Annotated in this window: 15 protein-coding genes, 2 pseudogenes and 2 riboswitches; of the genes and pseudogenes, 12 read left to right on the top strand and 5 right to left on the bottom strand. The window is 67.2% G+C overall.

Annotated elements, in window-relative coordinates:
- Positions 1–22: 22 nt before the first annotated feature.
- On the top strand, positions 23–1,405 hold the full coding sequence (locus tag AC1VVG_RS33975; protein WP_367190618.1) for an LLM class flavin-dependent oxidoreductase: 1,383 nt from the start codon (positions 23–25) through the stop codon (positions 1,403–1,405).
- Between the two features lie 102 nt (positions 1,406–1,507).
- Positions 1,508–1,786 (top strand): annotated as a pseudogene (locus tag AC1VVG_RS33970) (ATP-binding cassette domain-containing protein); the annotation flags it as partial.
- On the opposite strand, the pseudogene AC1VVG_RS33965 reads toward AC1VVG_RS33970, so the two are convergent.
- The 3 genes and pseudogenes from AC1VVG_RS33965 to AC1VVG_RS33955 form a co-directional block, all read right to left on the bottom strand.
- A pseudogene (locus AC1VVG_RS33965) lies at positions 1,765–3,186 on the bottom strand (catalase); the annotation flags it as partial. The pseudogenes AC1VVG_RS33970 and AC1VVG_RS33965 sit on opposite strands and share 22 nt — an antisense overlap.
- Positions 3,187–3,562: 376 nt before the next feature.
- Positions 3,563–4,495, bottom strand: coding sequence for a helix-turn-helix domain-containing protein (locus AC1VVG_RS33960; protein WP_080287916.1), 933 nt, complete (start codon positions 4,493–4,495; stop codon positions 3,563–3,565).
- Between the two features lie 236 nt (positions 4,496–4,731).
- Positions 4,732–6,198 (bottom strand): efflux transporter outer membrane subunit, encoded by a 1,467-nt coding sequence (locus AC1VVG_RS33955; RefSeq protein WP_482837571.1) that lies wholly within the window; start codon positions 6,196–6,198, stop codon positions 4,732–4,734.
- Between the two features lie 97 nt (positions 6,199–6,295).
- Here AC1VVG_RS33955 and AC1VVG_RS33950 point away from each other — a divergent pair, with 97 nt between their 5' ends.
- From AC1VVG_RS33950 to AC1VVG_RS33940, 3 genes are all read left to right on the top strand, one after another.
- Complete coding sequence (locus AC1VVG_RS33950) at positions 6,296–6,913, top strand: TetR/AcrR family transcriptional regulator (RefSeq protein ID WP_049035844.1); 618 nt, start codon at positions 6,296–6,298, stop codon at positions 6,911–6,913.
- 76 nt (positions 6,914–6,989) lie between these two features.
- The gene (locus AC1VVG_RS33945) at positions 6,990–8,111 is read left to right on the top strand and encodes an efflux RND transporter periplasmic adaptor subunit (protein ID WP_482837570.1); all 1,122 of its coding nucleotides are present in this window, start codon (positions 6,990–6,992) and stop codon (positions 8,109–8,111) included.
- Positions 8,108–11,212: an efflux RND transporter permease subunit gene (locus AC1VVG_RS33940; protein WP_059562112.1), complete on the top strand. Its 3,105-nt coding sequence runs from the start codon at positions 8,108–8,110 to the stop codon at positions 11,210–11,212. Before AC1VVG_RS33945 ends, AC1VVG_RS33940 begins: the two co-directional genes overlap by 4 nt.
- Positions 11,213–11,516: 304 nt before the next feature.
- Here AC1VVG_RS33940 and AC1VVG_RS33935 read toward each other — a convergent pair whose 3' ends face one another.
- Complete coding sequence (locus tag AC1VVG_RS33935; RefSeq protein ID WP_034190448.1) at positions 11,517–12,851, bottom strand: aminotransferase-like domain-containing protein; 1,335 nt, start codon at positions 12,849–12,851, stop codon at positions 11,517–11,519.
- Positions 12,852–13,328: 477 nt separating this feature from the next.
- Here AC1VVG_RS33935 and AC1VVG_RS33930 point away from each other — a divergent pair, with 477 nt between their 5' ends.
- Positions 13,329–14,087 carry a sulfite exporter TauE/SafE family protein gene (locus tag AC1VVG_RS33930; RefSeq protein ID WP_482837569.1) on the top strand — a complete coding sequence of 253 codons (759 nt, stop codon included), beginning with the start codon at positions 13,329–13,331 and terminating at the stop codon, positions 14,085–14,087.
- Positions 14,088–14,223: 136 nt separating this feature from the next.
- Here the strand turns inward: AC1VVG_RS33930 and AC1VVG_RS33925 are convergent, their stop codons facing one another.
- Positions 14,224–15,246 carry an ABC transporter substrate-binding protein gene (locus tag AC1VVG_RS33925; protein ID WP_124671155.1) on the bottom strand — a complete coding sequence of 341 codons (1,023 nt, stop codon included), beginning with the start codon at positions 15,244–15,246 and terminating at the stop codon, positions 14,224–14,226.
- A 138-nt stretch (positions 15,247–15,384) separates the two neighbouring features.
- Positions 15,385–15,506, bottom strand: a riboswitch (guanidine-I (ykkC/yxkD leader).
- Positions 15,507–15,938: 432 nt separating this feature from the next.
- Positions 15,939–16,070, top strand: a riboswitch (guanidine-I (ykkC/yxkD leader).
- A gap of 57 nt (positions 16,071–16,127) precedes the next feature.
- On the opposite strand from AC1VVG_RS33925, the gene AC1VVG_RS33920 reads away from it, so the two are divergent.
- From AC1VVG_RS33920 to AC1VVG_RS33895, 6 genes are all read left to right on the top strand, one after another.
- Entirely contained in the window at positions 16,128–16,895 is a 768-nt protein-coding gene (locus AC1VVG_RS33920; RefSeq protein WP_034190451.1) for an urea amidolyase associated protein UAAP1, read from the top strand.
- Positions 16,896–16,906: 11 nt separating this feature from the next.
- Positions 16,907–17,563 carry an urea amidolyase associated protein UAAP2 gene (locus AC1VVG_RS33915; RefSeq protein WP_034190452.1) on the top strand — a complete coding sequence of 219 codons (657 nt, stop codon included), beginning with the start codon at positions 16,907–16,909 and terminating at the stop codon, positions 17,561–17,563.
- Complete coding sequence (uca, locus tag AC1VVG_RS33910; protein WP_482837568.1) at positions 17,560–21,153, top strand: urea carboxylase; 3,594 nt, start codon at positions 17,560–17,562, stop codon at positions 21,151–21,153. The genes AC1VVG_RS33915 and uca overlap by 4 nt, the downstream gene beginning before the upstream one ends.
- A complete protein-coding gene (gene atzF, locus AC1VVG_RS33905) occupies positions 21,150–23,018 on the top strand; it encodes an allophanate hydrolase (RefSeq protein WP_482837567.1) in 1,869 nt (622 codons plus the stop codon). The genes uca and atzF overlap by 4 nt, the downstream gene beginning before the upstream one ends.
- A gap of 65 nt (positions 23,019–23,083) precedes the next feature.
- The gene (locus AC1VVG_RS33900) at positions 23,084–24,058 is read left to right on the top strand and encodes an ABC transporter permease (protein WP_034190455.1); all 975 of its coding nucleotides are present in this window, start codon (positions 23,084–23,086) and stop codon (positions 24,056–24,058) included.
- A gap of 45 nt (positions 24,059–24,103) precedes the next feature.
- Complete coding sequence (locus AC1VVG_RS33895; protein ID WP_049028185.1) at positions 24,104–25,015, top strand: ABC transporter ATP-binding protein; 912 nt, start codon at positions 24,104–24,106, stop codon at positions 25,013–25,015.
- The last annotated feature ends 13 nt before the right edge of the window (positions 25,016–25,028 follow it).

Here is a 25,028-nt window from a genome sequence, read left to right as displayed (position 1 = left end):
TGCCCTGGTAACGAACCCCACGATGTCCGATCCTCGCCCCTTGCTGTTTTCCCTGTACGAACAAGCCAGCGTCGGCTGCGGCGGCGCGCCGAGCCTGTGGACCCATCCGGCCGACGAACGGCTGCGCGCGAATACGCTCGCGTTCTGGTCGGATCTCGCACGCACGGCCGAGCAGGCCGATCTCGACATGCTGTTCTTCGCGGACGTGCTCGGTCTGTACGACGTCTACGGCGGGTCGGCCGACGCGGCACTGCGATGGGCGGTCGAGGCGCCCGCGAACGATCCGATGATGCTGATTCCGGCACTTGTCGCGCAGACCGAGCGGCTCGCGTTCGGCGTGACGGCGAGCACGACCTACGAGCATCCGTTCGCGCTCGCGCGCCGCTTCAGCACGCTCGATCATCTGAGCAACGGCCGGATCGGCTGGAACATCGTGACGTCCTACCTGACGAGTGCGGCGCGCAATTTCGGGCTCGACCGGATGGTCGGCCACGACGAACGCTACGCGCGCGCGGAGGAATTTCTCGACGTCGTGTACAAACTGTGGGAAGGGAGCTGGGCGGACGACGCGGTCGTGGCCGACAAGCACGCGCCGCGCTATGCGCGTGGCGACCGCGTGCGGCCGATCGCACACGAGGGCACGCACTATCGCGTGCAGGGGCCGCACGTCTGTGCGCCGTCGCCGCAGCGCTCGCCCGTGCTGATCCAGGCCGGCTGGTCCGGGCGCGGGCGCGAGTTCGCGGCGAAGCACGCGGAGGTGGTATTCGTCGCGAAGTCGAATCCGCACGAGATCCGCGCCGGCCTCGACGAGATTCGCCGGCTGGCGGCCGAACGCGGCCGGGCGGCGGACGACGTGAAGTCGCTGACCGTGCTGCGGATCGTGACCGCGCGCTCGTCGAGCGACGCGAAGGAGAAATACCACGCGCTGCAGCAGCACTACCATCAGCACGCACAGCTCGTCAGCTATGCGGGCGACACCGGTATCGACATCGACCGCTACGCGGACGACGAACCGCTGACGACGCGCACGGAAGGGCTCACGTCCTACGTCGTGCGTCCCGACGGCGGCGGCAAGCCGCTCACGGCCGGCGACGTGCGGCGCAAGTTCGCGAGCGTCACGCGCGGCACCGACCTGATCCTCGTCGGCGCGCCGGACGAAGTCGCGGATCAGCTCGCCGAGCATGCACGGCAGTCGACCACGAGCGGCTACATGCTCAATCCGCTGATCAGCCCGGGCACGCTGGACGATTTCGCCGAACTGATCGTGCCGGAACTGAAAAAGCGCGGCCTGTACCGGACGACTTCGCCGGCCGGTACCTTCCGCTCGCGGCTGAGCGGCCGCGACCGTCTGCCGGACACCGCGCATGGCGCGTCGTTCCGGCAATCCGCATCCGACGAACGGTGACGAGCCGGGCGATACCGAGCTGCTACCAGGGGAGGTACGTGACGTGAATCACGACGTGCTGTTCCGGTTTCAACCACGCCGTGCCCGACAGGGGTATCCGGCATGAATGCGACGGCGAACGGGATTGCCGGTGCGACGCGCGAAAGTCGATCACATCGATCGGCGTCGCCGCCGGTCCTGCGCGCGGCTGGCATCGCGAAGCGTTTCGACGCGACCGTCGCGCTGTCGGCGTTGAATCTGTCGATCGACGCGGGCGAAGTCGTCGCGCTGATGGGCGCGAACGGCGCGGGCAAGTCGACCTTCGTCAAGATCCTGAGCGGCGCGCTGCGCCCGGACGGCGGCACGCTGACACTGCGCGGCGAACCGTATCGACCGGCGTCCGCCTTCGCGCAATGGAGGATGTGGCGTTCCTGGATAGGCGCGTGGACGGAGGCCAGCTGCCGGGCGGTGTTGTCGAACAGCACCTGTCGCTGCGCCCGACTCATCAGGCGAAACAGATTCCCGGGCTGCGCGAAGTGATCGACGTCCACGCGGTGGTCCCAATGTGCGGCGTCGCCTTCGATTCGCAGCGGCGGCTCGTGAAGATCGGGCCGCACTTCCCACTCGCCGGCACTGTTCGGGTAGTAGGACGGCGTGCCGCCGAGGTTGTCGTCGGTGCGCATGGCGCCATCGCGGTGGTAGCTGTGGAAGGGGCACTTCGGCGCATTGACGGGAATGTGATTGAAGTTCACGCCCAGTCGATAACGTTGCGTGTCGCCATAAGAGAAGAGCCGCGCCTGCAGCATCTTGTCCGGCGAAAAGCCGATGCCGGGCACGACGTTCGCGGGCGAGAACGCGGCCTGCTCGACCTCGGCGAAGTAGTTGCCCGGGTTGCGGTTCAATTCGAGCACGCCGACCTCGATCAGCGGGAAATCGCTTTTCGGCCAGACCTTGGTCAGGTCGAACGGGTTGAACGGCAGCGCCCTGGCCTCGTCGTCGTTCATCACCTGAATGAAGAGGGTCCAGCGCGGGAACTCGCCGCGTTCGATGCTTTCGTAAAGGTCGCGGCCATGCGTTTCCCGGTCCTTGCCCACGAGCTGTTCGGCTTCGCCGTCGGTCAGATTCTCGATGCCTTGCTGCGTACGGAAGTGGAATTTCACCCACGTCCGCTGGTTGTCGGCATCGACGAGGCTGAACGTATGGCTGCCGAATCCATGCATGTGACGATAGCTGCGCGGGATGCCCCTGTCGCTCATGACGATCGTGACCTGATGAAGCGCCTCCGGCAGCAGCGTCCAGAAGTCCCAGTTGCTGTTTGCGCTGCGCAGTCCGGTGCGCGGGTCGCGCTTGATCGCGTGGTTGAGATCGGGAAAACGCAGCGGATCACGGAAAAAGAACACGGGCGTGTTGTTGCCCACGATGTCCCAGTTTCCTTCTTCCGTATAGAACTTCACCGCGAAGCCCCGGATATCGCGTTCGGCATCGGCGGCGCCGCGCTCGCCGGCGACTGTCGAAAAGCGCATGAATACCGGCGTTGCCTTGCCGATTTCCGAAAAGAGTTTCGCCTTGGTGTAGCGCGTGATGTCGTGCGTGACCGTGAATACGCCATGCGCGCCCGATCCTTTGGCGTGCATGCGTCGTTCGGGAATGACCTCGCGGTCGAAGTGCGCGAGTTTCTCGATCAGCCAGATATCCTGCAGCAGCGCGGGACCGCGCGGGCCGGCCGTTTCGATGTTCAGATTGTCGGCGACGGGCGCACCGGTTGCGTGATCGAGACGCGTAGACGTATCGCGATTTTTCATGCGTCGACTCCAGGAGGGGTGGGCGGACCGGCGCGGCGCCATGCCGTTTCGGGGCGGGCGGCCGCGCGAGGCTTTACGGGAAAATCAACGTGCAATTTCGGCAGGTGCGCCGACATGAAACGGCCGGACCGCGATGGCCACCCGTTCGACGAGTGACGCGCCACGGAGGCATCGACGAGTCGATGTGAGAGAAGCGTACCCGCGGGGTGCCCGCGCGATCTTGTATAAAACACCGGTTCGTTGGACGATTCGCGGACGACCGTCGAATACCGGGGGCAGGGGCTGAATCCGGATCAGGAGGCGGCGGTGCGGGGTGCGTCGGCGCATGTCGAGCGGACACACATGCGCCGCCCGTGACGTTTGCACCGGTGCGGTGCTATCGGTTGCGCTGCGCCCAGTCTTTCGGCCCGCACCCCTCGAGACGCGAGAACACGCGCGAGAAATGACTCTGGTCGAAAAATCCGCAGTCCGACGCGATGCTGGCCAGGCTCGCATCGGTGTCCCGCAACAGCGATTTCGCGCGCTCGATTCGGCGCTTGAGCAGCCACTGATGGGGCGTGCTGCCGGTGGTCTGCTTGAAGGCTTCGCCGAAGTAGCTGGTGGAGAGATTGCACTCGCGCGCGAGATCGGCGATCGACGGATTGTCGTGCAGGTGGGACGCGAAATAATCCTCGATGCGCCGCATCTGCCAAGGAGCGAGTCCGGAGCGGCGCGGCCGGAGCGCCGGATCGGCTCGGCCATAGCGTGTGACGACGTGTTCGCAGAACGCCAGCGCGAGGTAATCGATGAACAGCGCACTCGTCAGGTTGGGCTGCTGCAGGACCGTCTGCAGCGTATGCGACAGACTGAGCAGCACCGGGTCGCTGGCGCCGAGATGCGGCTGCACGAGTCCTCCTATGCGCCGGCGCCGCTTTTGATCGGTGAATTCCTCGATCGCGCCCTGGGCCAGATAGAGCCGCATGGTATCGAACGGCATGTCGAGACGGCGCGTCGGGCTCGAGCGCAGGTCGAGCAGAAAGCAACTGCCGGGACTGCACGACGCGGACGCGTCGAGATTGCCGCTTGAATAACGGAGGCCGGGATCGGGGCCGAGTATCAGCGGCATCTGGAAGACGAAGGCTTCCTCCGGTTGCGGCGTGAGCGAGCGCCCCGGCTGGGGCCGCGGGTTGATCAACCGGGTGAACGAAATCGGTTGCCCGTGGGAGAAAACGCCGGCCCGCACGGTCGGTGCGTCTCGCAGGAGAAACCGTCTGGCGAGCGTGTCGTCTGCAACCGGTTGACCGAAATCGACAGGATCCTTGTCGTTCATTCATCGCGCCCTGGAGTGCGCCCGGTCGGGCTTGGCGTGCCTTTGCCCGACGGCGGGTTCAAATGAAATCAGGCCCAATTTATCGCAATTCGATGACGGCCGCGCGATGCGTGCAGTCACGCGCGTGACGCTGTCCGATCGCGGGTGCGACGCGCACGGCAATGGTGCGATTCGCACTCGCGCGGAACCGGACGGTGCGCGGGCGTCGTTGCGCGCGCCAACGCAGGGCGGCTTCGTCAGCGTGAACTCAACGACGTCTGACCGACGTGCGATGCCGGGTCCCAGCCGCCGCCGAGCGCCTTGAACGTCGAGATCGCGGCCCGCGCGGATTCCGTCTGTGCTTGCGCGCGCGCGTCGGCGGCCTGCAGCAGCGTCTCGTTCGCGTGCAATACGTCGATGAAGCTCGCCGCACCGCTGCGGTACGCGGCCATCGACGCATCCTTGGCGCGGGAAAACGACGACTCGGCATGCGACAGCGTGGCCGCCTGCGCCTGTCGATTCACCAATGACGAGAGCGAGTTCTCGACGTCCTCGGACGCGCGGAGGACGGCCTGCCGATAGGCCGCGAGTGCCTGCGCGTCGGCGCCTTTCGCCGCTTCGACATCGGCGCCGATGCGCGCGAAATCGAACAGGCGCCAGCGCAGCCCGACGAGGCCGGCCGCCTGGTTGGCGCCGCTCGAGAACAACGTACCGGTGGCGGCGGCGGTCGCGCTGCCGAGGAAGGCGTTCAGCGAGACCGTCGGGTAGTACTCGCCGATCGCGGCGCCAATGCGCGCATTGGCCGCGGCGAGGTGACGTTCGGCGGCGATCAGGTCGGGACGTCTTTGCAGCAGATCGGCCGGCGTGCCCATTTCCGCGAGCGATGGCGCAACGGGGATCATGGCGGGCGGGCTCAGCTCCGCGCGGTGCGTGCCGGGAGGCGTGCCGAGCATCACGTCGAGGGCGTTCGACGCCGCGTCGAGCGCCGCGAGCAGGACGGGCACGCTGGCCTGAACCTGATCGAGCGCGCCTTGCGCCTGCTGAACCTGATAGTCGGCCGCCGCACCTTTCGAATACAGGAGTTTCACGTCCGCGAGCAGTGTCTGCTGCGTCTGCACCTGCCGGGTCGCGATGTCCAGACGGGCCTGGAGCCCCCGGATCGTGACGTAGAGGTCCGCGGTCTGGGCCGCGACGGCAAGGCGGGTGGCGACCGCCGCCGCCTGCGTCGCCGAGTAATCGGCGAGCGCGGCTTCACGCTGGCGGCGCAGACCGCCAAAGATGTCGATCTCCCAACTGGCCTCCAGGTTGGTTTCGTACTCGGTGCCCCAGCGCGCGTAACCCGGCGTGGCATTGAGCAATTGCCCCAACGGCGTGTCGACGGACTGATAGGCGCGTGCCGCCGACGCGGAAACCGAGGCCGACGGGAGGAGCGCCGCGTTGGCCGCGCCGAGGCGCGCGCGTGCCTGAGTGATTTGCGCGACGGCCTGAGCCAGGTCCAGGTTCTGCGCCAGCGCCAGCGAAACGTAACGCGTGAGCAGCGGGTCGTTGAAGCTTTCCCACCAGGCGGAGAGATCGGCAACCGGAGCCTGTGCCGTGCCGGCGGACGGCTGGGTCAGGTAGTGCTGCGCCAGCGGCGCATGCGGGCGGTGGTAGTCGGGACCCACGGCGCACGCCGAAAGGGCGGCGACGCTGGCCAGGAGAACAAGTGGACGGTGCAGGGGCATGATCATCTCGGGAGCGCAACGGCAGAGCGGATAGTGTGACCAATATACAATATGGTCACAAGTTGTCAACTCGCGAGTGAGCGGCTAAGCTTGAGACATGAACAAACCGACTCCCTCCGCCTCCCCGTCCCGCGGCCCCTCGGACCACGAAGTTCGCGCGCAGATCGTCGACGCCGCAACGGAATACTTCAGCCGCTACGGCTACGAAAAGACCACCGTTTCCGACCTCGCGAAGGAAATCGGGTTTTCAAAAGCCTATATCTACAAATTCTTCGATTCCAAGCAGGCGATCGGTCAAGTCATCTGCGCGAATCGCCTCGCCGCGATGATCACCGCGGTCAAGGAAAACATCGACGGCGCGCACAGCGCGACGGAAAAATTTCGCTGTATGTTCAAGACCTTGCTTTCATCCGGAAGCGAGCTCTTCTTCCAGGATCGCAAGCTTTACGACATCGCCGCCGTGTCGGCCGCATCGCCCTGGCCATCGGTCCAGGGTTATGAGGACCAGATCCGGCAACTCGTCGCCGAGATCTTGCGGCTCGGGCGCGAAACCGGCGAATTCGAACGCAAGACGCCGCAAGACGAGGCGGTGAACGGGATCTTTCTGGTGATGAAGCCCTATTTCAATCCGCTGCTGCTCCAGTACAACCTCGAGGGTGCGGAAGAGGCGACGACCCAACTTGCGAACCTGGTACTCAGAAGTCTCGCGCCATGAATCTTTTTGTGACTGTTGACTGAATTGGTCACTGGTATCAGAATGAGGGCTCCTGTTCTTTGCGAGAGGGGACCTCATGTTCCGGCGCCATCATTTTGTCTACACATTGGGCGTGGCTTCGCTTGCGCTCGCGGCATGCGGCGAGCATCCGGCCGCCGATCCGCGCACCGAGGCGCCACTTGTGCGTACGAGCGCCGTTCACGGCGCGGCGGGGGCGAGCCGGTCGTTTTCGGGTGTCGTGGGCGCCCGCGTTCAGAGCGATCTCGGTTTCCGGGTTCAGGGCAAGGTCATCGAGCGGCTGGTCGACGCGGGCCAGACGGTCAAGCGCGGCCAGCCGCTGATGCGCATCGATCCGATCGACCTGGGGCTGCAGGCCCGTGCGCAGCAGAAGCTCGTGGATGCCGCCCAGGCGCGCGCGACGCAGACGGCCGCCGACGAGGCGCGCTATCGGGATCTCGTCGCGGCCGGCGCGGTTTCGGCATCGACCTATGACCAGCTCAAGGCGGCGGCCGACTCCGCCAAGGCCCAGCTCGTCGCGGCGCAGGCGCAGGCGGTGCTCGCCAACAACGCGTCCGGCTACGCCGTCGTCATGGCGGACGCCGACGGCGTGGTGGTCGAGACGCTGGCGGAGCCCGGCCAGGTCGTCGCGCCGGGACAAATCGTCGTGCGGCTCGCGCATGCCGGCCCCCGCGAGGCCGTCGTCCAGCTTCCCGAGACGCTGCGTCCCGCATCCGGCTCGATCGCCGAGGCGACGCTGTACGGCGCGGCCCAGAAGCCCGTTCCCGCCGTCCTGCGCCAGCTCTCCGACTCCGCCGATCGGCTGACACGGACCTACGAGGCGCGATACGTTCTCCAGGGCGCGCTGTCGAATGCGCCGCTCGGCGCGACCGTGACGCTCGATCTCGCAGGCGACGCCGGCCACGCACCCGCCGCCATGGTGGTACCGGTCGGCGCGGTGTTCGATCCGGGCACGGGCACCGGGGTCTGGACGGTCGACCGGGCCCAGTCGCGCGTGACCTGGCGCAAGGTGCGCGTCACCGCATTGAGCGACGACAGTGCGACGGTGACGGGCGACCTTCGCGACGGCGACCAGGTCGTCGCGCTCGGTGCCCAGTTGTTGCACGACGGAGAGCAGGTGCGTCTCGCCAATGACAAGATGATCGCGGCATCCGTCGCCGCGCAAGGAGCGGCGCGATGAGCGGCTTCAACTTGTCGGCGCTCGCGGTGCGGGAGCGCTCGGTCACGCTGTTTCTGATCATCCTGATTTCGATCGCCGGCGTGGTGGCCTTCCTGAAACTGGGGCGGGCCGAAGATCCGCCCTTTACCGTCAAGTCGATGACGGTCATCACGGCGTGGCCCGGCGCGACCGCGCAGGAAATGCAGGACCAGGTGGCCGAGCCGCTCGAAAAGCGCATGCAGGAACTGCGCTGGTACGACCGGACCGAGACCTATACGCGTCCGGGGCTGGCCTTCACCACCGTGACCTTGCTCGACAGTACGCCGCCCGCGGACGTGCCCGAGGAGTTCTATCAGGCGCGCAAGAAGCTGCATGACGAAGCGGGCAACCTGCCGCCCGGCGTGATCGGCCCGCTCGTCAACGATGAGTACTCCGACGTGACGTTCGCGCTGTTCGCGCTGAAGGCGAAAGGCGAGCCGCAACGAGTGCTGGTGCGCGACGCCGAGGGATTGCGCCAGCGGCTTCTTCATGTGCCGGGCGTCAAGAAGGTGAACATCATCGGCGAGCAGGCGGAACGGATCTACGTCTCGTTTTCGCACGACCGGCTCGCGACGCTCGGCGTGACGCCGCAGGAGATCTTCGCCGCGTTGAACAACCAGAACGTTCTGACGCCGGCCGGTTCGATCGATACGGCGGGCGCGCAGGTCTTCATTCGCGTCGAAGGCGCGTTCGACAAGCTGCAGACCATTCGTGACACGCCGATCGTCGTTCAGGGCCGCACGCTGAAGCTTTCCGATGTGGCGACCGTCGAACGCGGTTACGAAGACCCGGCCACATTCCAGATTCGCAACAACGGCGAACCGGCGTTGCTGCTCGGCGTCGTGATGCGGGACGGCTGGAACGGGCTCAACCTCGGCAAGGCGCTCGACGCGGAGGTCGCATCGATCAACGGCGGGATGCCGCTCGGCATGAGCCTCACGAAGGTGACCGACCAGGCCGTCAATATCCATTCGGCCGTCGACGAATTCATGGTCAAGTTCTTCGTCGCGCTGCTCGTGGTGATGGTCGTGAGCTTCGCGAGCATGGGATGGCGCGTCGGCATCGTCGTGTCGGCGGCGGTGCCGCTGACGCTCGCGGGGGTCTTCGTCGTGATGGCCGCCACGGGCAAGAGCTTCGACCGCATCACGCTCGGTTCGCTGATTCTCGCGCTGGGCCTGCTCGTCGACGACGCGATCATCGCCATCGAAATGATGGTCGTGAAAATGGAGGAGGGCTACAACCGCGTCCAGGCGTCGGCTTACGCGTGGAGCCACACGGCCGCGCCGATGCTGTCGGGCACGCTGGTCACGGCGGTCGGCTTCATGCCGAACGGCTTCGCGCGCTCGACGGCGGGCGAATACACGAGCAACATGTTCTGGATCGTCGGCATCGCGTTGATCACGTCGTGGGTCGTGGCCGTCGTCTTCACGCCGTACCTCGGCGTCAAGCTGTTGCCCGACATCGCCGTGATCGAAGGCGGCCACGAGGCGATCTACAACACGCGGAACTACCAGCGCTTTCGCCGTTTCCTCGGGCGCGTGATCGGCCGCAAGTGGATGGTCGCCGGGATCGTGGTGGCATCGTTCGTGATCGCCGTGATGGGCATGGGGCTGGTGAAGAAGCAGTTCTTCCCGACGTCCGATCGCCCGGAAGTGCTCGTCGAAGTGCAGATGCCCTACGGGACTTCGATCGAGCAGACCGCGTCGGCAACGGAAAAGGTCGAGGCGTGGCTCGCGAAGCAGCCGGAAGCGCAGATCGTGACCTCGTACATCGGGCAGGGCGCGCCGCGCTTCTATCTGGCGATGTCTCCGGAGCTGCCGGATTCGTCCTTCTCGAAGATCGTGATCCGCACGAACGACGAGCGTCAACGTGAAGCGCTCAAATTCCGTCTGCGCAAGGTCGTCGCCGCAGGCCTGGTGCCCGGGGCGCAGGTTCGCGTCACGCAGCTGGTGTTCGGCCCTTACTCGCCTTACCCCGTCGCGTTCAGGGTCATGGGCCCGGACGCGGGGACGTTGCGCACGATCGCCGCACAGGTCGAACGGACGATGAACGCCAGCCCGATGATGCGAACGGTGAACGCCGACTGGGGGCCGCGCGTACCCACCGTGCACTTCACGCTCGATCAGACTCGTCTCGGGTCGTTCGGGCTGACGTCCAGCTCGGTCGCGCAGCAACTGCAATTCCTGCTGACCGGGATTCCCGTCACGCACGTGCGCGAGGACATTCGTTCGGTGGAACTGGTCGCGCGTTCGGCGGGAGACACCCGGCTCGACCCGCAACGGATCGAAGGATTCACGCTGGTCGGTACCGCGGGGCAGCGGGTGCCGCTCTCGCAGGTCGGCAAGGTCGACATCCGCATGGAGGATCCGATCCTGCGCCGTCGCGATCGAACGCCGACGATCACCGTGCGCGGCGATATCGCCGAAGGATTGCAACCGCCCGATGTGTCGACCGCGATGCTCGCGCAGCTGCAGCCCATCATCGCGAAGCTGCCGGGCGGCTACCGGATCGAGGAGGCCGGCTCCATCGAGGAGGCCAACAAGGCGACCAATGCACTCGCGCCGCTGTTTCCGATCATGATCGCGCTGACGTTGCTCATCATCATTTTCCAGACGCGCTCGATTGCCGCGACCATGATGGTGTTCGCGACCAGTCCGCTGGGTCTGATCGGCGTGGTGCCGACGCTTCTGCTGTTCAATCAGCCCTTCGGCATCAACGCCTTGGTGGGACTCATTGCGCTGTCCGGCATCCTGATGCGCAACACGCTGATCCTGATCGGCCAGATCGAGGTGAACACGCACGCGGGCATGATGCCGTTCGATGCGGTGGTGGAGGCGACCCTGCAGCGCTCGCGGCCGGTGATCCTGACGGCGGTTGCCGCGATGCTGGCGTTCATTCCGCTGACCCATTCCGTGTTCTGGGGCACGCTGGCTTATACGCTGATCGGAGGAACCTTCGCCGGAACGATTCTGACGCTGGTGTTTCTGCCGGCCATGTACTCGATCTGGTTCAAGATCCGGCCCGCGGCAGGAGAAAGCCGTTCCGCGCTCGAACCCAGCGCCAGCGTGACAACGGAGGCATGAGCGCGCCGGGCGATGAAGGTATCGCCCGGCGCCTCGCGACGCGGAGTCGACCTGCGTCCGGTTGCGAGCCCGGCGGCGAACGGATTGACGCTGCGGGAAGGCGAGCCATGGCTTGCAGTCGAGATCGGGAGAGGCGATCCGGTGCGCCCCGTTTGTTCTTTGCGCGGTGACTTCGGGGCGTCGGGCCGTGGCACGGAATCGGACCGACGCCGGACGGCGACTCGATGCGGCGGCGGGAGGTGACAGGCAGGTGAGACGAGATCCGGCCTTCGCAGGCCGGCAATGCCGGCCGGGACAAGACTGACTACCGATCAGTATGGTCTTTCACCACGTTCGCGACTGTCTCGAGGGAGCGCCGGAGCGTGTCGAGGTCGACCGAACCCAGTGCCAGGCGAACGGCGTGCGGAACGTGTCTCGACGCAGCAAAGGGATGTGCCGTCGACACCGAGATGCGCTCACGCAGCAACGCCTTCGCAACGGCATCCGCCCGAACCTCGTGTGGCAGCGGCAGCCAGACGAAGTACGACGAGGAGTGACGGACCGGCTTCAAATGACCGAGGACTTCGCTCACGACGGCCTGGCGCAGGGAAGCGTCACGCCGTTTCTCCGCTTCGAGCCTTGCAACGGTGCCGTCCTCGATCCAGCCGCAGGCAATCGCCGTCATGGCGGCGGGCGTGTTCCAGACGGTCGCCCGGATCGTGCGTTCCAGTTTGCCGACCCAGTCGCGCGGTGCGCTGACCATGCCGATGCGCAGCCCCGTCGCGACGCTCTTCGACAAGCTGGACACGTACACCGTCAGTTCGGGCGCAAGCATCGCAAGCGGCGGCGGCGGACGCTTCTCCAGAAAGGCATAAGCCGCATCCTCGATCAGGATCAGTCCGTGTTGCCGGGCAATGGACACCAGATGACGCCTTTGACGGGCGCTCACCACCCATCCCAGCGGGTTATGCAGGGTCGGCATCGTGTACATCGCGCGCACCCGTCTTCGCCGGCACAATTTCGCCAGGGCATCCAGATCGGGGCCGTCTGCCGCACCTGGAATCGTCACGAGTTCGAGCCGGAAAGCCTCGGCGGTCAGCTTGAAACCGGGGTACGTCAGCGCGTCCACCGCGACGACGTCGCCGGGGTCGAGCAATGCCATGGCGGTCGCGGTGAGCCCGTGCTGTGCGCCGCTCACGAGCACCGTGTTCTCGGGTGACGCCGACAAGCCGCGGCTCGTCAGATGGCGGGCCATGGTCTCCCGCTCGTGCGGCCGCCCGCCATGGGGATGGTAGCGAAGCAATGCGTCCAGGTTGCCCGACCCCGCCAGCTCTCGCAGCGCCGTTCTCAGAAGCTCGCCCTGACCCGGCATGGAAGGGTTGTTGAAGTTCAGGTCGATCGCGCCGTCGTTCCAGGCCTGGAGATCGACGCCATGACCGCGCGGAAGCACTTCCTTCACAAACGTGCCGCGGCCGGTTTCACCGCTGACCAATCCCATTGCATCGAGCTCGGCGTAGACGCGCGTGGCGGTCGCGAGCGACAGGCCCTCTCGGGCGGCGAGATCGCGGTGGGTCGGCAGTCGGGTTCCGGGACGCAGTCGACCTTCGTGGATGTCCGCCGCGAACCGGTCAACCACTTCCTTGTAGCGAAGTCGAGGCATGTCGATTCAATACAATCGTTTGAATGTACCGATTATCTTCCAAACATCGCGCGTGATACCAACGCTTCTCGCGTCTTGTCGCAGTCGCTCGCCTTTACGCATCGACATTTGTGCAGGTCACGCGCCTCCAGGATCAGAAATTACGGCGCAATTCGACAGATTTACATACGCCGAAACCAGCGATCCGGATGACGCTTGCCGGCCCGGAAAAGACCTGAAGGGAGCCGGCCTGGCAGGCTGCTGCACGTCCAAGACATCGCCGGATGTATCCATGACAATAATTTGATTGTACTGACATGGCGAACTACGATGCATTGTCGATTCAAGCCAGACCCGCGATTTCCGGCAGATCGCCGCACTGACGGTCAGCGCGAGCGTCACACCGACCCGGCGCGCCGGACTGCATGCGCCGTCGTTTGCGGGGTCGATCTCACCGAATACGCTTCCCGTTACCGAGGTGAAGGGAAGGGAGGCAACATGGAACTGAACGTCACTGTCATCCTCATCACTTTCGCCGGTGTTTTCCTGATCTGCTTCATGAAGGGCGCCTTCGGTGGCGGTTTCGCCATCGTCGGCATCCCGCTGCTGTCGCTCGTCATGGATCCCGTCACGGCGGGCGGCTTGCTTGCGCCGCTGTTCATTGCAATGGATCTGTTCGGTCTGCGGTACTGGAGGCCGTCGACCTGGTCCAAGCCCGACCTCGTGTGGCTGGTGCCCGGACTGGTCGTCGGCATCGGGATCGGTTATGTGCTGTTTCGCGGGCTGGACCACCGGGCAATCGCCATCGTGATGGCCGTCGTGACACTGACGTTCGTCGGAATGTGGTTCATGCGAGGGGGTGAAGTCGTGGTGCGTGCGCGCTCGTCGCGCAAAGCGGTCGCAGCCGGCATGACCTCGGGCATTACCACGATGGTCGCGCACTCCGGAGGGCCGCCGTTGGCGATGTACCTGCTGCCGCTCGGTCTCGGCAAGCAGATGTATGCGGGGACGACCAGCATGTTTTTCACGGTAGGCAACCTCCTCAAGGCGTTGCCCTGGCTGGCGCTGGCGAGGCCGACGGGCGCTGTCTGGGCGTTGATGGCCATCTGCCTTCCCGCCATTCCCGCAGGCGTCTGGCTGGGCTGGCGCCTGCATGACAGGCTGAACCAGCGTCAGATGTACCGAGCCTGTTATGGCCTGCTGATGGTCACGGCCCTGAAACTGCTGTGGGATGGTGCATCCGGATTTCTGCGTTAGAGATCCTGCGCTGTTGCTCGCGACCGGCTGGTGGCAGCGTGCGCCGATTCGACAGTCGGCCCGCGGCGGCCACCGCGCGGCCGTTCGTCGGGAACGGCCGGATCGGTAACCGGGGCGGCACGCGGGCCGGCCGCCGTCAATGCGGCGCGGTGAACCGCGGATCGATGTACGCGTCGACGTCCTGCGACTGCTTGTACACGGCGTTGCGCACGTTGAACGCGTTCGCGTTGCGCGTCGAGCCGTAGATGGAGTCGAGCCCGTCGCCCTTGCGGAACGCACGTTTCGCGGCGGCCTCGTCGAGCAGGTGCGTGCCCTTCAGCAGCGGAAGGTATTGTTCCGGCGCGAGTCCGACGCGTGCCGACATGATCTTGACCGCGTCGCCCTGCGTCTTCGGATCGTTGATGTACGCGACGCAGCGATACCAGACCTTGACCACCTTCGCCCAGTCGGCCCGGCGCGCGGCGAGGCTCGTCGGCGCGACCGTGATCGCGTCGTAGATCAGCCCCGGCGCATCGGCCGACGTGAAGATCGCCCGCGCGCCCGGTGCGCGCTTCAACGCTTCGCCCGCATTCGGTTGCCACGCGGCCACCGCGGCGATGTCGGCCGACGAGCCGAGCACCTGCGGCAGTTCGTTGGTTTTCGCATTCACGAGCGTGACGTCGCTGTTCTTGAGCCCGTGCTTCTGCAGCGCGGTTTCAAGCAGCAGGTGGTCGACGAGGCCGAGTTCCACGCCGACCTTCTTGCCCTTCAGCGCCTCGACGGTGCGCAACGGCGGCTTCGCGACGATCATGTCGTTGCCGGCCGAATAGTCGGTCAGCAGGATCATCACGTTCTTCGCGCCGGACGCGCCGGTGACGAGCGCATCGCCGTTGGTCGCCGCGACCGCGTCGAGCTTGCCCGCCGAAAACGCGTCGAGCGACGCCGAGTAATCGAACCATTCGAAATCGACGTCGACGCCGGCTTCCTTGAACCAGCCCTTGTCGAGCGCGACCTGGAACGCGACCCAGCCGGGCCAGTCGCTGTAGCCGATCTTCAGCGGGGCGGCGGCTTGCGCGGCGGGGGCGGCCCACAGCGCGGCAGCCGCGACGGCGGCCCCCACTGCGTGGCGGACGAAACGGAAGGACGACAGGCGGCGGAACGCCGGGGCGGGACGGGTCATCGTTGTTCTCCAGGAGACCGGGATCGGGATCGTCGATACGGACCGCGCGAACGCACGGTCCGACTGCGTGACCGGTTCCTGCGGATGCGGAACGGAAAAAGCGGCCACGGAGAGGCACGATGGCCGTTGCCATCGCCAATCTCCCGGGCTTTTGTCCCGCCGTGTAGCGCATGCGCGTCCGCTCTCGCGATCGGACGAACCCGCGCCGGGCTGCTCTCGGACCAGACGTTCGGTGAACCGGAACCCTAGCACCCCTAAGATGCGACGCCGCCGCACCTCTCGGCGTCATGCCGAGCGAGAAGCGTGCCAACGGCACGCGGCGGCGCGTTTCAGCGGCGGCGCGTGGCGCGCTGAAGTTCGATGAAGCGGGCGGCGAACAGCGCGGTCAATACGCGCCGGAGCAGGTCGAGCTTGTTCATGAGGGGCGGGACATCGAGTGACGGTGTGCCGATTCAGCAATGCCCGTGCCACCGTGTATCGCACCATGCGCGATCGCATTGCACGCACTGCGCCGGTGCGCGTTCGCGTGTGCGTGGTGCGCCGCGCGCCCGGTGCGGGGGCAACCGTACACGGCGGCTTCGCGCATGGCGGGCGTCGGCGCGCCGCCGTGCGGCGTCGTGCGGTCAGGGCGAGGACGTTGGCACGCAATTCGCTTGATCGACGTTCGAGAGGTGCGAAGCAATTTGCATCATCTTCAGGATCGCTAGGGTTCCGGTCGTGCGGCGTACGCCGCGCGATGCCTGGTCCGAGAGCAATCCGGTCTTGCCTTTGCCTCGATGCGAGGAAACGGCGAGGCTCCACGGAGGGATAAAAGCCCGGGAGGTCGCGATGTCGTTCGGTCGCCCTCTCACGCCTTTTGTCCAACCGACCCCGGAGCCGCCATGTCGCCGAGCCCCCAAGCCACCCCCGTCTCTGTCCTCGCGCCACCGCCGCACGTCGCGTGGGAAACGCTGATTCCTGCCGGAACCCATTGGTCCGGCATCCTGCGCCGCGGTCTCGCGCTGCGCATCGTCGACGTCGACGGCGGCGCGAACCTGTCCGCCGTCTTTCATCGCCAGGAAGACCTGCTCGAACGTTACAACATGGCCGACACGCTGAAGGCGCAGCACACCGCGCATCTCACGCGCGGCCATGCGCTGTACACGGACATGGGGCGCGTGATCGCGTCGATCACCGCCGATACGCTCGGCTGGCACGACCCGCTCGGCGGCGTCGGCGATGCGCGGTTGTTTGCGCACAAGTACGGCACGACGTCGTACCAGGCCGATCGCAACGCGATGATCCGCAACGGCCGCGACAGTCTCGTGCTCGAGCTCGCGAAATACGGGCTGTCGGCGCGCGACCTGGCCGCGAACGTCAACTTCTTCAGCAAGCTGGACACGCGCGAGGACGGCGCGCTCGATTTCGTCGCGGGACATTCGCCGGCCGGCAGCGCGCTGGACCTGCGCTTCGAGATGAACACGCTCGCGGCGTTCTCGACCGCGCCGCATCCGTTCGATCCGCGCCCCGACTATGCGCCGAAGGCCGTGAAGCTGATCGCGTACCGCGCGTATCCGGCCGATGGCGCGGCGCCCGACGACGACCCGTGCCGGCGCGCGTGCGCCGAGAACACGCGCGGCTTCGCCAACACCGACCGTCTGTTCGCATAAGGAGCGAGGCCATGCCGATCATCGAAAGCCGTCTCGACCCGCGCGACGCAATCCACGACGTCACGCTGAACGCGGGCGACCCGTGGCTGTACGACCTGAAGCGCGGGCAGGTCCTGCGCATTCTCGACCTCGAGGGCAACCAGGCCGTCGATACGCTGTTCTACCGCTCCGACGATCCCGAGGAGCGCTACAGTGCGCAGGACACGATCCGTGCGCAGCGCAACCTGTACCTGAGCGCGGGCAGCGTGCTCGTCTCGAGCCGCGGCAATCCGATGGCGACGATCGTCGCCGATACGTGCGGCCGCCACGACACGCTCGGCGGCGCCTGCGCGGCCGAGAGCAACACGGTGCGCTATGCGCTCGACAAACGCTACATGCACAACTGCCGCGACAGTTTCCTCAACGCGATCGCGCACTGCACATGCGGAACCGGCGCGCGGCTCACCAAGCGCGACCTGGTCGGCAATGTCAATTTCTTCATGAACGTACCCGTCACGCCGCGCGGCGGGCTCACGTTCGAGGACGGCATCTCCGCGCCCGGCAAATACGTCGAGATGCGCGCGGAGATGGACGTTACGGTGCTGATCTCGAACTGCCCGCAGCTCAACAATCCGTGCAACGGCTACAACCCGACGCCCGTGCGGCTGACGATCTGGGAGGCCGCATGAGATTCTCCAAAGTGCTCGTCGCGAACCGCGGCGAAATCGCCTGCCGCGTGATCCGCACGCTGAAGCGCCTCGGCATCGCGTCGGTCGCGATCTATTCGGACGCCGATCGCGACGCGCGCCACGTGGCGCTCGCCGACGAGGCCGTGCGAGTCGGGCCGGCACCGGCGGCCGACAGCTATCTGAACGTCGCGGCGATCCTCGCGGCCGCGCGCGAGACCGGCGCGCAGGCGGTGCACCCCGGCTACGGCTTCCTGTCCGAGCATGCCGGTTTCGCCGACGCATGCGAAGCGGCCGGCCTGCGCTTCATCGGGCCGCGCGGCGATCACATGCGCGCGTTCGGTCTCAAGCACACCGCGCGCGAACTCGCCGCCGCGCAGGGCGTCGCGCTGCTGCCGGGTACCGGGCTGCTCGACGACGTGGCGACGGCGCTCGCCGAAGCCGACGCGATCGGCTACCCGGTGATGCTGAAAAGCACCGCCGGCGGCGGCGGCATCGGCATGTCGCTGTGCCGCGATGCCGCGCAGCTCGGCGCGGCGTTCGAATCCGTCGTGCGGCTCGGCACCGCGAACTTCGCGCATGCGGGCGTGTATCTCGAGAAGTTCGTCGAACACGCGCGGCACATCGAGGTGCAGATCTTCGGCGACGGCCGTGGCGGCGCGATCTCGCTCGGCGAACGCGATTGCTCGGTGCAGCGGCGCAACCAGAAAGTGATCGAGGAAACGCCCGCGCCCGACCTGACCGACGCCGAGCGCGACGCGTTGCACGCGAGCGCGGTGCGGCTGGCGCGCGCGGTGGGTTACGCGTCGGCCGGCACGGTCGAGTTCGTGTTCGACGCGAGCGCGCGGCGGTTCTATTTCCTCGAGGTGAACACGCGGCTGCAGGTCGAGCATGGCGTGACCGAAGCGGTGACGGGCGTCGATCTCGTCGAATGGATGATCCTGCAGGCCGAAGGCGACCTGCCGCCGCTCGACACGCTTGCCGTTGCGCCGCGCGGCGCGAGCATTCAGGTGCGGCTCTATGCGGAGGATCCGCACAAGCAGTTCCAGCCGAGTGCCGGGCTGCTCACGCACGTCGCGTTTCCCGAAAACGTGCGGGTCGACGGCTGGATCGAGGCAGGCACGGAGATCAGCGCGTTTTACGATCCGCTGCTCGCGAAGCTGATCGTGCGCGGCGACACGCGGCGCGACGCGCTGGCCGCGCTGCGGGCCGCGCTCGAACAGACCGAGCTGTACGGGATCGAGACCAATCTCGACTACCTGCGTGCCGTGGCCGGCTCCGACACGTTTGCGCGCGGCGCGCCGACGACCGCCTTTCTGTCGCGCTTCGCGTTCGCGCCGCACACGATCGACGTGCTCGACGGCGGCGTGCAGACCACCGTGCAGCAGTCCCCGGGGCGCGTCGGCTACTGGAGTGTCGGGGTGCCGCCGTCGGGTCCGATGGACGATCGCGCGTTCGATCTCGCCAACGCGCTGATCGGCAACCCGCGCGACGCGGCCGGGCTCGAGTTCACGATGGTCGGCGCGACGCTGCGCTTCAATACCGCGACGCTGTTCGCGCTCGGCGGCGCGCCGCTCTCGGCCACGCTCGACGGCGAGCCCGTGCCGTTCTGGCAGGTCGTTCGCGCGCGGGCGGGCGCGGTGCTGAAACTGGGCGGCGTGACGGGCGCGGGCGTGCGTGCGTGTCTCGTCGTCAAGGGCGGGCTGCAGGTGCCCGACTATCTCGGCAGCAAGGCGACCTTCACGCTGGGCCAGTTCGGCGGCCACGCGGGCCGCGCGCTGCGCAAGGGCGACGTGCTGCATCTGCACGCGGACGCCGGGCGCGGCGACGCGGGCGCGGCGCTGTCGACGGCCGACGTTCCCGCGCTGACGCATGCGTGGACGCTCGGCGTGCTCGATGGCCCGCACGGCGCACCGGATTTCTTCACGCCGGACGACATCGCGATGCTCCACGGCACGCAATGGACGGTCCACTACAACTCCAGCCGCACCGGCGTGCGGCTGATCGGGCCGAAGCCGCGGTGGGCGCGTGCGGACGGCGGCGAGGCTGGGCTGCATCCGTCGAACATCCACGACAACGCGTATGCGATCGGTGCCGTCGACTTCACCGGCGACATGCCGGTGATTCTCGGCCCGGACGGGCCGAGCCTCGGCGGTTTCGTGTGTCCGGTGACGGTCGTGCGCGACGAGTTGTGGAAGCTCGGGCAGTTGCGGCCGGGCGATACCGTGCAGTTCGTGCGTGCGGGCGCGTCGGCCGGGAAACCGGCTGACGAGATCGTGCAGCCGACGCGCGACGTCGCCGCGGCGCCCGGCGAATGCGTGCTGCATCGCGACCCGTCGGCCGGCGGCGTCGGCGTCGTCTATCGGCGCTCGGGCGATCGCAACGTGCTGGTCGAATACGGGCCGCTCGTGCTCGACCTGAACCTGCGCTTTCGCGTGCACGCCCTCATGTGCTGGCTCGACGCGCACCGGTTGCCCGGCATGCTCGACCTGACGCCGGGCATCCGTTCGCTTCAGGTGCAGTTCGATGCAAGCGTGCTGTCGCTCGAAACACTGCTCGCGCATCTGCAGGCCGCCGAGCGCGAATTGCCCGACGTGGCCGACATGCGCGTGCCGAACCGCATCGTGCATCTGCCGCTGTCGTGGGACGACCCGTCGACGCGCGTCGCGATCGAGCGCTACATGCAGTCGGTGCGGCCCGACGCGCCGTGGTGTCCGAGCAATATCGAGTTCATCCGGCGCATCAACGGCCTTGCGAGCATCGACGACGTGAAGCGCATCGTGTTCGACGCGCGCTACCTGGTGATGGGGCTCGGCGACGTCTACCTCGGCGCCCCCGTCGCGACGCCGATCGATCCGCGCCACCGGCTCGTGACGACCAAGTACAACCCCGCGCGGACCTGGACGCCGGAGAACGCGGTCGGCATCGGCGGCGCGTATCTGTGCGTGTACGGGATGGAAGGGCCCGGCGGCTATCAGTTCGTCGGCCGTACCGTGCAGATGTGGAACCGTCACCGCAGCACGCGCGAATTCGAAGCCGGCAAGCCGTGGCTGCTGCGGTTCTTCGACGAGATCCGTTTCTATGAAGTCAGCGAGGCCGAATTGAGCGAGTTGCGCGCGGATTTCATCGCGGGCCGCGCGACGCTGAAGATCGAGGATTCCGTGTTCGATCTGCGCGCCTACAACGGCTTCCTGCACGACGAGGCCGACTCGATCGCGGCGTTCAAAGCGACGCAGCAGGCCGCATTCGACGCCGAACGCGAGCGGTGGCGGGCAGCCGGCCATGCGGAATACGTCGGCGAGACGGAGCAGGACGACGCGCATGCGGCGCCGGCGGCAGCCACGCTCGACGATACGCAGCGGGCGATCGCCGCGGACGTGTCGGGCAGCGTATGGAAGGTGCTGGTGGAAGCCGGTGAGCGCGTGACCGAAGGGCAGGTCGTCGCGATCGTCGAATCGATGAAGATGGAGGTGGCGGTGACGGCAACGGAAGACGGCACGATCGAGACGATCGATTGCGCGCCCGGCGCGGCGGTGGTGGCCGGGCAGCGGCTGATGGTGATGAAGGCGGGTGCCGCCGAGGAGGTGGCATGAGCACGACGGAGCACTCGATCCTGCCGGGGCTGCAATCGATTGCCGCGCTGCGCGCGCGTTACGCGGCGGGCGACCTGACGCCGCATGCGCTCGTCGATGCGATTGCCGCGCATTTCGACGCGGGCGATCCGCACCATGCGTGGATCCGGCCGCTGACGCGCGACGAGATGTCGTCGTATGCCGACGCGCTGGCCGGTCGCGACATGGCGTCGCTGCCGCTTTACGGCGTGCCGTTCGCGATCAAGGACAACATCGATCTCGCCGGCATACCGACGACGGCAGGCTGCCCCGCGTACGCCTACACGCCGGCACGCAGCGCGCCCGTCGTCGAACGGCTGATCGCGGCCGGCGCGATTCCCGTCGGCAAGACCAATCTCGACCAGTTCGCGACCGGGCTCTCGGGGCAGCGCTCGCCTTACGGCGCGTGCCGCAATGCGCTCGATCCGCGCTACGCGTCGGGCGGCTCCAGCTCGGGGTCGGCCGTGGCGGTCGCGCTCGGCGTCGCAGCGTTCTCGCTCGGCACCGACACGGCCGGCTCGGGGCGCGTGCCGGCCGCGTTCCACGGGCTGGTCGGGCTCAAGCCGACGCGTGGCGTGCTGAGCACGCTCGGCGTGGTGCCTGCCTGCCGGTCGCTCGATTGCGTATCGGTGTTCGCGCGTTCGGCGGACGATGCGCGCACGGTGTTCGCCGCCGCGCACGGCGTGACCGAAGGCGACCCGTACGGGCGCGCGTGGCAACCGCTGTTGGGCGCGGACGGCTTGCGAGCGCACGCGGCGCGGCCGCTCGGGCAAGTGCGTTTCGGCACGCCGCGCGCCGATCAGCTCGAATTCTTCGGCGACGCGTCGTATCGCGCGGCCTGGGCGGCGGCGCTCGAGCGGCTTCGCGCGACCGGCGCGCAACTCGTCGAGATCGACTTCGACCCGTTCCTGGCCGCCGCGCGGCTGCTGTACGAAGGCCCGTGGGTGGCCGAGCGGCTCGCCGCGATCGGCGCGTTCGCCGCGCGCGAACCCGATGCGCTGCATCCGGTGATCCGCGAAATCGTCGGCGGCGCGTCGCGCTTCAGCGCCGCCGATGCGTTCACCGCGTTCGACCGGCTCGCCGCGCTGCGGATCGACGCGGCCCGCGCGTGGGATGGCCTCGACGCGATCGTGATGCCGACCTCGGCGACGACGGCCACCGTCGACGCGCTCGAAGCCGATCCGATCGCGATCAATTCGCGCTTCGGCTACTACACGAACTTCGTGAACCTGCTCGACCTGTCGGCGATCGCGGTGCCGGCGGGCACGTGCGAAACCGGGCCGCACGCGGGCTTGCCGTTCGGCATCACGTTCGTCGGTCGCGCGCACGACGATGCGCGGCTGCTCGATCTCGCGCACGCGTGGGGCGACGGCGCCGCGAGCGCCGGCGACCTCCGGCCATCGGCAGCCGCGGTCACGCCGCGTGCCGCATCGGCCGGCGTCGTGCGGCTGGCCGTCGTCGGCGCGCATCTTCGCGGCGAACCGTTGAACGGGCAGCTCACGGAACGCGGCGCGCGCTTCGTCGCCGCCACCACGACGGCGCCCGCCTATCGCCTCTATGCGCTCTCCGCCGAGGCGAGCGGCGGCGTGGCGAAGCCGGGCCTCGTGCGTGTGCCGGACGGCGGCGCGCCGATCGCGGTCGAGATCTGGGAGATGCCGGTCGAGGCATACGGCAGCTTCGTCGCCGGCATCGCGGCGCCGCTCGGTATCGGCACGCTTACGCTCGCCGACGATTCGCGGGTGCAGGGCTTCCTGTGCGAGAGCGTCGCGCTGGGCGACGCGCAGGACATCACGCGCTTCGGCGGCTGGCGGGCCTACCGCGCGCAGTCCGGCGGCGCATTGCACTGATTGCACGGTCGCGCGCTGCCGCGGCAGCCGCGCGACCGGTACCCGAAACCGAAATGGAGATTCCCATGACAACGACCCGCTACACGACCGGCTGGCTCGCGGTGCGCCGCGAGCTGACGACGCGCGGCAAATGGACCCTCGGGCTGGCGTCGTTCCTGCTGCCGTTCGCCGTCTGGTGCCTGATCAGCTATGTGCCGTTCGTCTGGCATCCGCAAATGCGCGTGACGAATCCGGGCAGCGTCGACTATTTCCAGACCGGCATGCAGGTCGATCGCGACGTGTTCGACGACGAGCTCGCGCATGCGCGGGCCGCCCACGCCGCGGTGCCCGAAGGCGTGCGCGCGAATCCGGTCTACCTGCCGGCGCCGCATCAGGTGCTGCGTGCGTTCTACACGGCGTTCACGACGCCGCCGGCCTCCCGCGACGGCGTATGGCTGCACGAGAGCCTGTGGCACAGCATCCGCATCATCTTCTGGGGCTTCGTGATCTCGTCCGCGATCGGCGTGCCGCTCGGCATCGTCTGCGGCACCTTCAGCGCGCTCGCGCGGCTGCAGGAGCCGTTCCTGGAGTTCTTCCGCTACCTGCCGGCGCCGGCGTTCGGCGCGCTGATGGTCGCGATACTCGGCATCTACGATGCGCCGAAGATCGCGATCATCGTGATCGGCACGCTGTTCCAGCAGGTGCTGATCATCGCGAATACCACACGCAAGCTCGAATACGGGCTGTTCGAGGCCGCGATGACGCTCGGCACGAAGAAGCTGAAGCTGCTCACGCATGTCGTGATTCCGGGCGTGCTGCCGGACCTGTATCGGGATCAGCGGATCCTGCTCGGCTGGGCATGGACCTACCTGATCGTCGCCGAACTCGTCGGCACCAGTTCCGGCATCACGTGGTACATCAGCCAGCAGGCGCGCTACCAGCATTTCGACAACGTGTATGCGGCGATCCTGATGATCGGGATCATCGGCCTCGGCACCGACATCGTGCTCGGGCTGCTCGGCCGCCGGTTCTTTCCGTGGGACCGCACGCTCAAGGCGTGACATCCGTTGACGCAACCCCATCGACCGTTTCTCGCAGAGGGCATCATGCAGAACCCCCAGGCCGTTCCCGATTACCTGGTTCAATCCGACGCGGTGCGCGAGCGCTTCGCGCGGCTGAAGGCCCGCGACGTGATACTCGACGTGCGGCACGTCGGCAAGCGTTTCGCGACGCCGCAAGGCGAATGCATCGCGCTCGACGACATCAGTTTCCGCACGCACCGGCGCGAGTTCGTGTGCGTGATCGGCCCGTCCGGCTGCGGCAAGTCGACGTTGATCCGCATCCTGGCCGGGCTCGAGGCGCAGTCGAGCGGCGAGGTGCTGCTGGACGGCAAGCCGGTGCAGGGGCCGGGCGCCGATCGCGGGATGGTGTTCCAGGGCTATACGCTGTTTCCGTGGCTCACGGTGAAGAAGAACGTGATGTTCGGCCTGCGCATGAACGGCAGCAGCAGCGGCGAGGCCGAGCGCGAGGCGCTGCAGTGGCTCGATCTCGTCGGGCTGACGCGTTTCGCGGACGTGTATCCGCATCAGTTGTCGGGCGGCATGAAGCAGCGTGTGGCGATTGCCCGCGCGCTCGCGAACCGTCCGCGGATCCTGCTGATGGACGAACCGTTCGGTGCGCTCGACGCGCAGACGCGGGCGCGGATGCAGGCGCACCTGCTCGACATCTGGCGCAACATCGACGTGACGATCCTGTTCATCACGCACGACCTCGACGAGGCGATTTTTCTGGCCGACCGGATCCTGGTGCTGAAAGCGAACCCTGGCGGAGTGCAGGAACTGATCGAGGTGCCGGTGCCGCGGCCGCGCGACCTCTCGCAGGTCAATACGCCCGAGTTCATCGCGACGAAAGCGCGGCTCGAGGCACTGATCCATCCGAAGGAGGCCGTCACGGCGGAAGACGAGGGTGTCAAGCCGCACATGATCCGGATGACGGACGTTTCGGACAACGTCGAGTAGCGGCGAGCGTGCC

Source organism: Burkholderia sp. L-4 (genome assembly GCF_056856535.1).
The sequence above is the reverse complement of the archived record's forward strand: the minus strand, read 5'-3'. Positions and strand labels throughout refer to the sequence as shown.

What these genes read in the sequence shown, in the direction of transcription:
- AC1VVG_RS33920 (WP_034190451.1), top strand. Translation starts at nt 16,128, where the DNA reads ATGTCGCCGAGCCCCCAAGCCACCCCCGTCTCTGTCCTCGCGCCACCG.
- AC1VVG_RS33930 (WP_482837569.1), top strand. Translation starts at nt 13,329, where the DNA reads ATGGAACTGAACGTCACTGTCATCCTCATCACTTTCGCCGGTGTTTTC.
- AC1VVG_RS33925 (WP_124671155.1), bottom strand. Translation starts at nt 15,246, where the DNA reads ATGACCCGTCCCGCCCCGGCGTTCCGCCGCCTGTCGTCCTTCCGTTTC.
- AC1VVG_RS33895 (WP_049028185.1), top strand. Translation starts at nt 24,104, where the DNA reads ATGCAGAACCCCCAGGCCGTTCCCGATTACCTGGTTCAATCCGACGCG.
- AC1VVG_RS33900 (WP_034190455.1), top strand. Translation starts at nt 23,084, where the DNA reads ATGACAACGACCCGCTACACGACCGGCTGGCTCGCGGTGCGCCGCGAG.
- AC1VVG_RS33955 (WP_482837571.1), bottom strand. Translation starts at nt 6,198, where the DNA reads ATGCCCCTGCACCGTCCACTTGTTCTCCTGGCCAGCGTCGCCGCCCTT.
- AC1VVG_RS33915 (WP_034190452.1), top strand. Translation starts at nt 16,907, where the DNA reads ATGCCGATCATCGAAAGCCGTCTCGACCCGCGCGACGCAATCCACGAC.
- AC1VVG_RS33935 (WP_034190448.1), bottom strand. Translation starts at nt 12,851, where the DNA reads ATGCCTCGACTTCGCTACAAGGAAGTGGTTGACCGGTTCGCGGCGGAC.
- atzF (WP_482837567.1), top strand. Translation starts at nt 21,150, where the DNA reads ATGAGCACGACGGAGCACTCGATCCTGCCGGGGCTGCAATCGATTGCC.
- uca (WP_482837568.1), top strand. Translation starts at nt 17,560, where the DNA reads ATGAGATTCTCCAAAGTGCTCGTCGCGAACCGCGGCGAAATCGCCTGC.
- AC1VVG_RS33950 (WP_049035844.1), top strand. Translation starts at nt 6,296, where the DNA reads ATGAACAAACCGACTCCCTCCGCCTCCCCGTCCCGCGGCCCCTCGGAC.
- AC1VVG_RS33945 (WP_482837570.1), top strand. Translation starts at nt 6,990, where the DNA reads ATGTTCCGGCGCCATCATTTTGTCTACACATTGGGCGTGGCTTCGCTT.
- AC1VVG_RS33940 (WP_059562112.1), top strand. Translation starts at nt 8,108, where the DNA reads ATGAGCGGCTTCAACTTGTCGGCGCTCGCGGTGCGGGAGCGCTCGGTC.
- AC1VVG_RS33960 (WP_080287916.1), bottom strand. Translation starts at nt 4,495, where the DNA reads ATGAACGACAAGGATCCTGTCGATTTCGGTCAACCGGTTGCAGACGAC.
- AC1VVG_RS33975 (WP_367190618.1), top strand. Translation starts at nt 23, where the DNA reads ATGTCCGATCCTCGCCCCTTGCTGTTTTCCCTGTACGAACAAGCCAGC.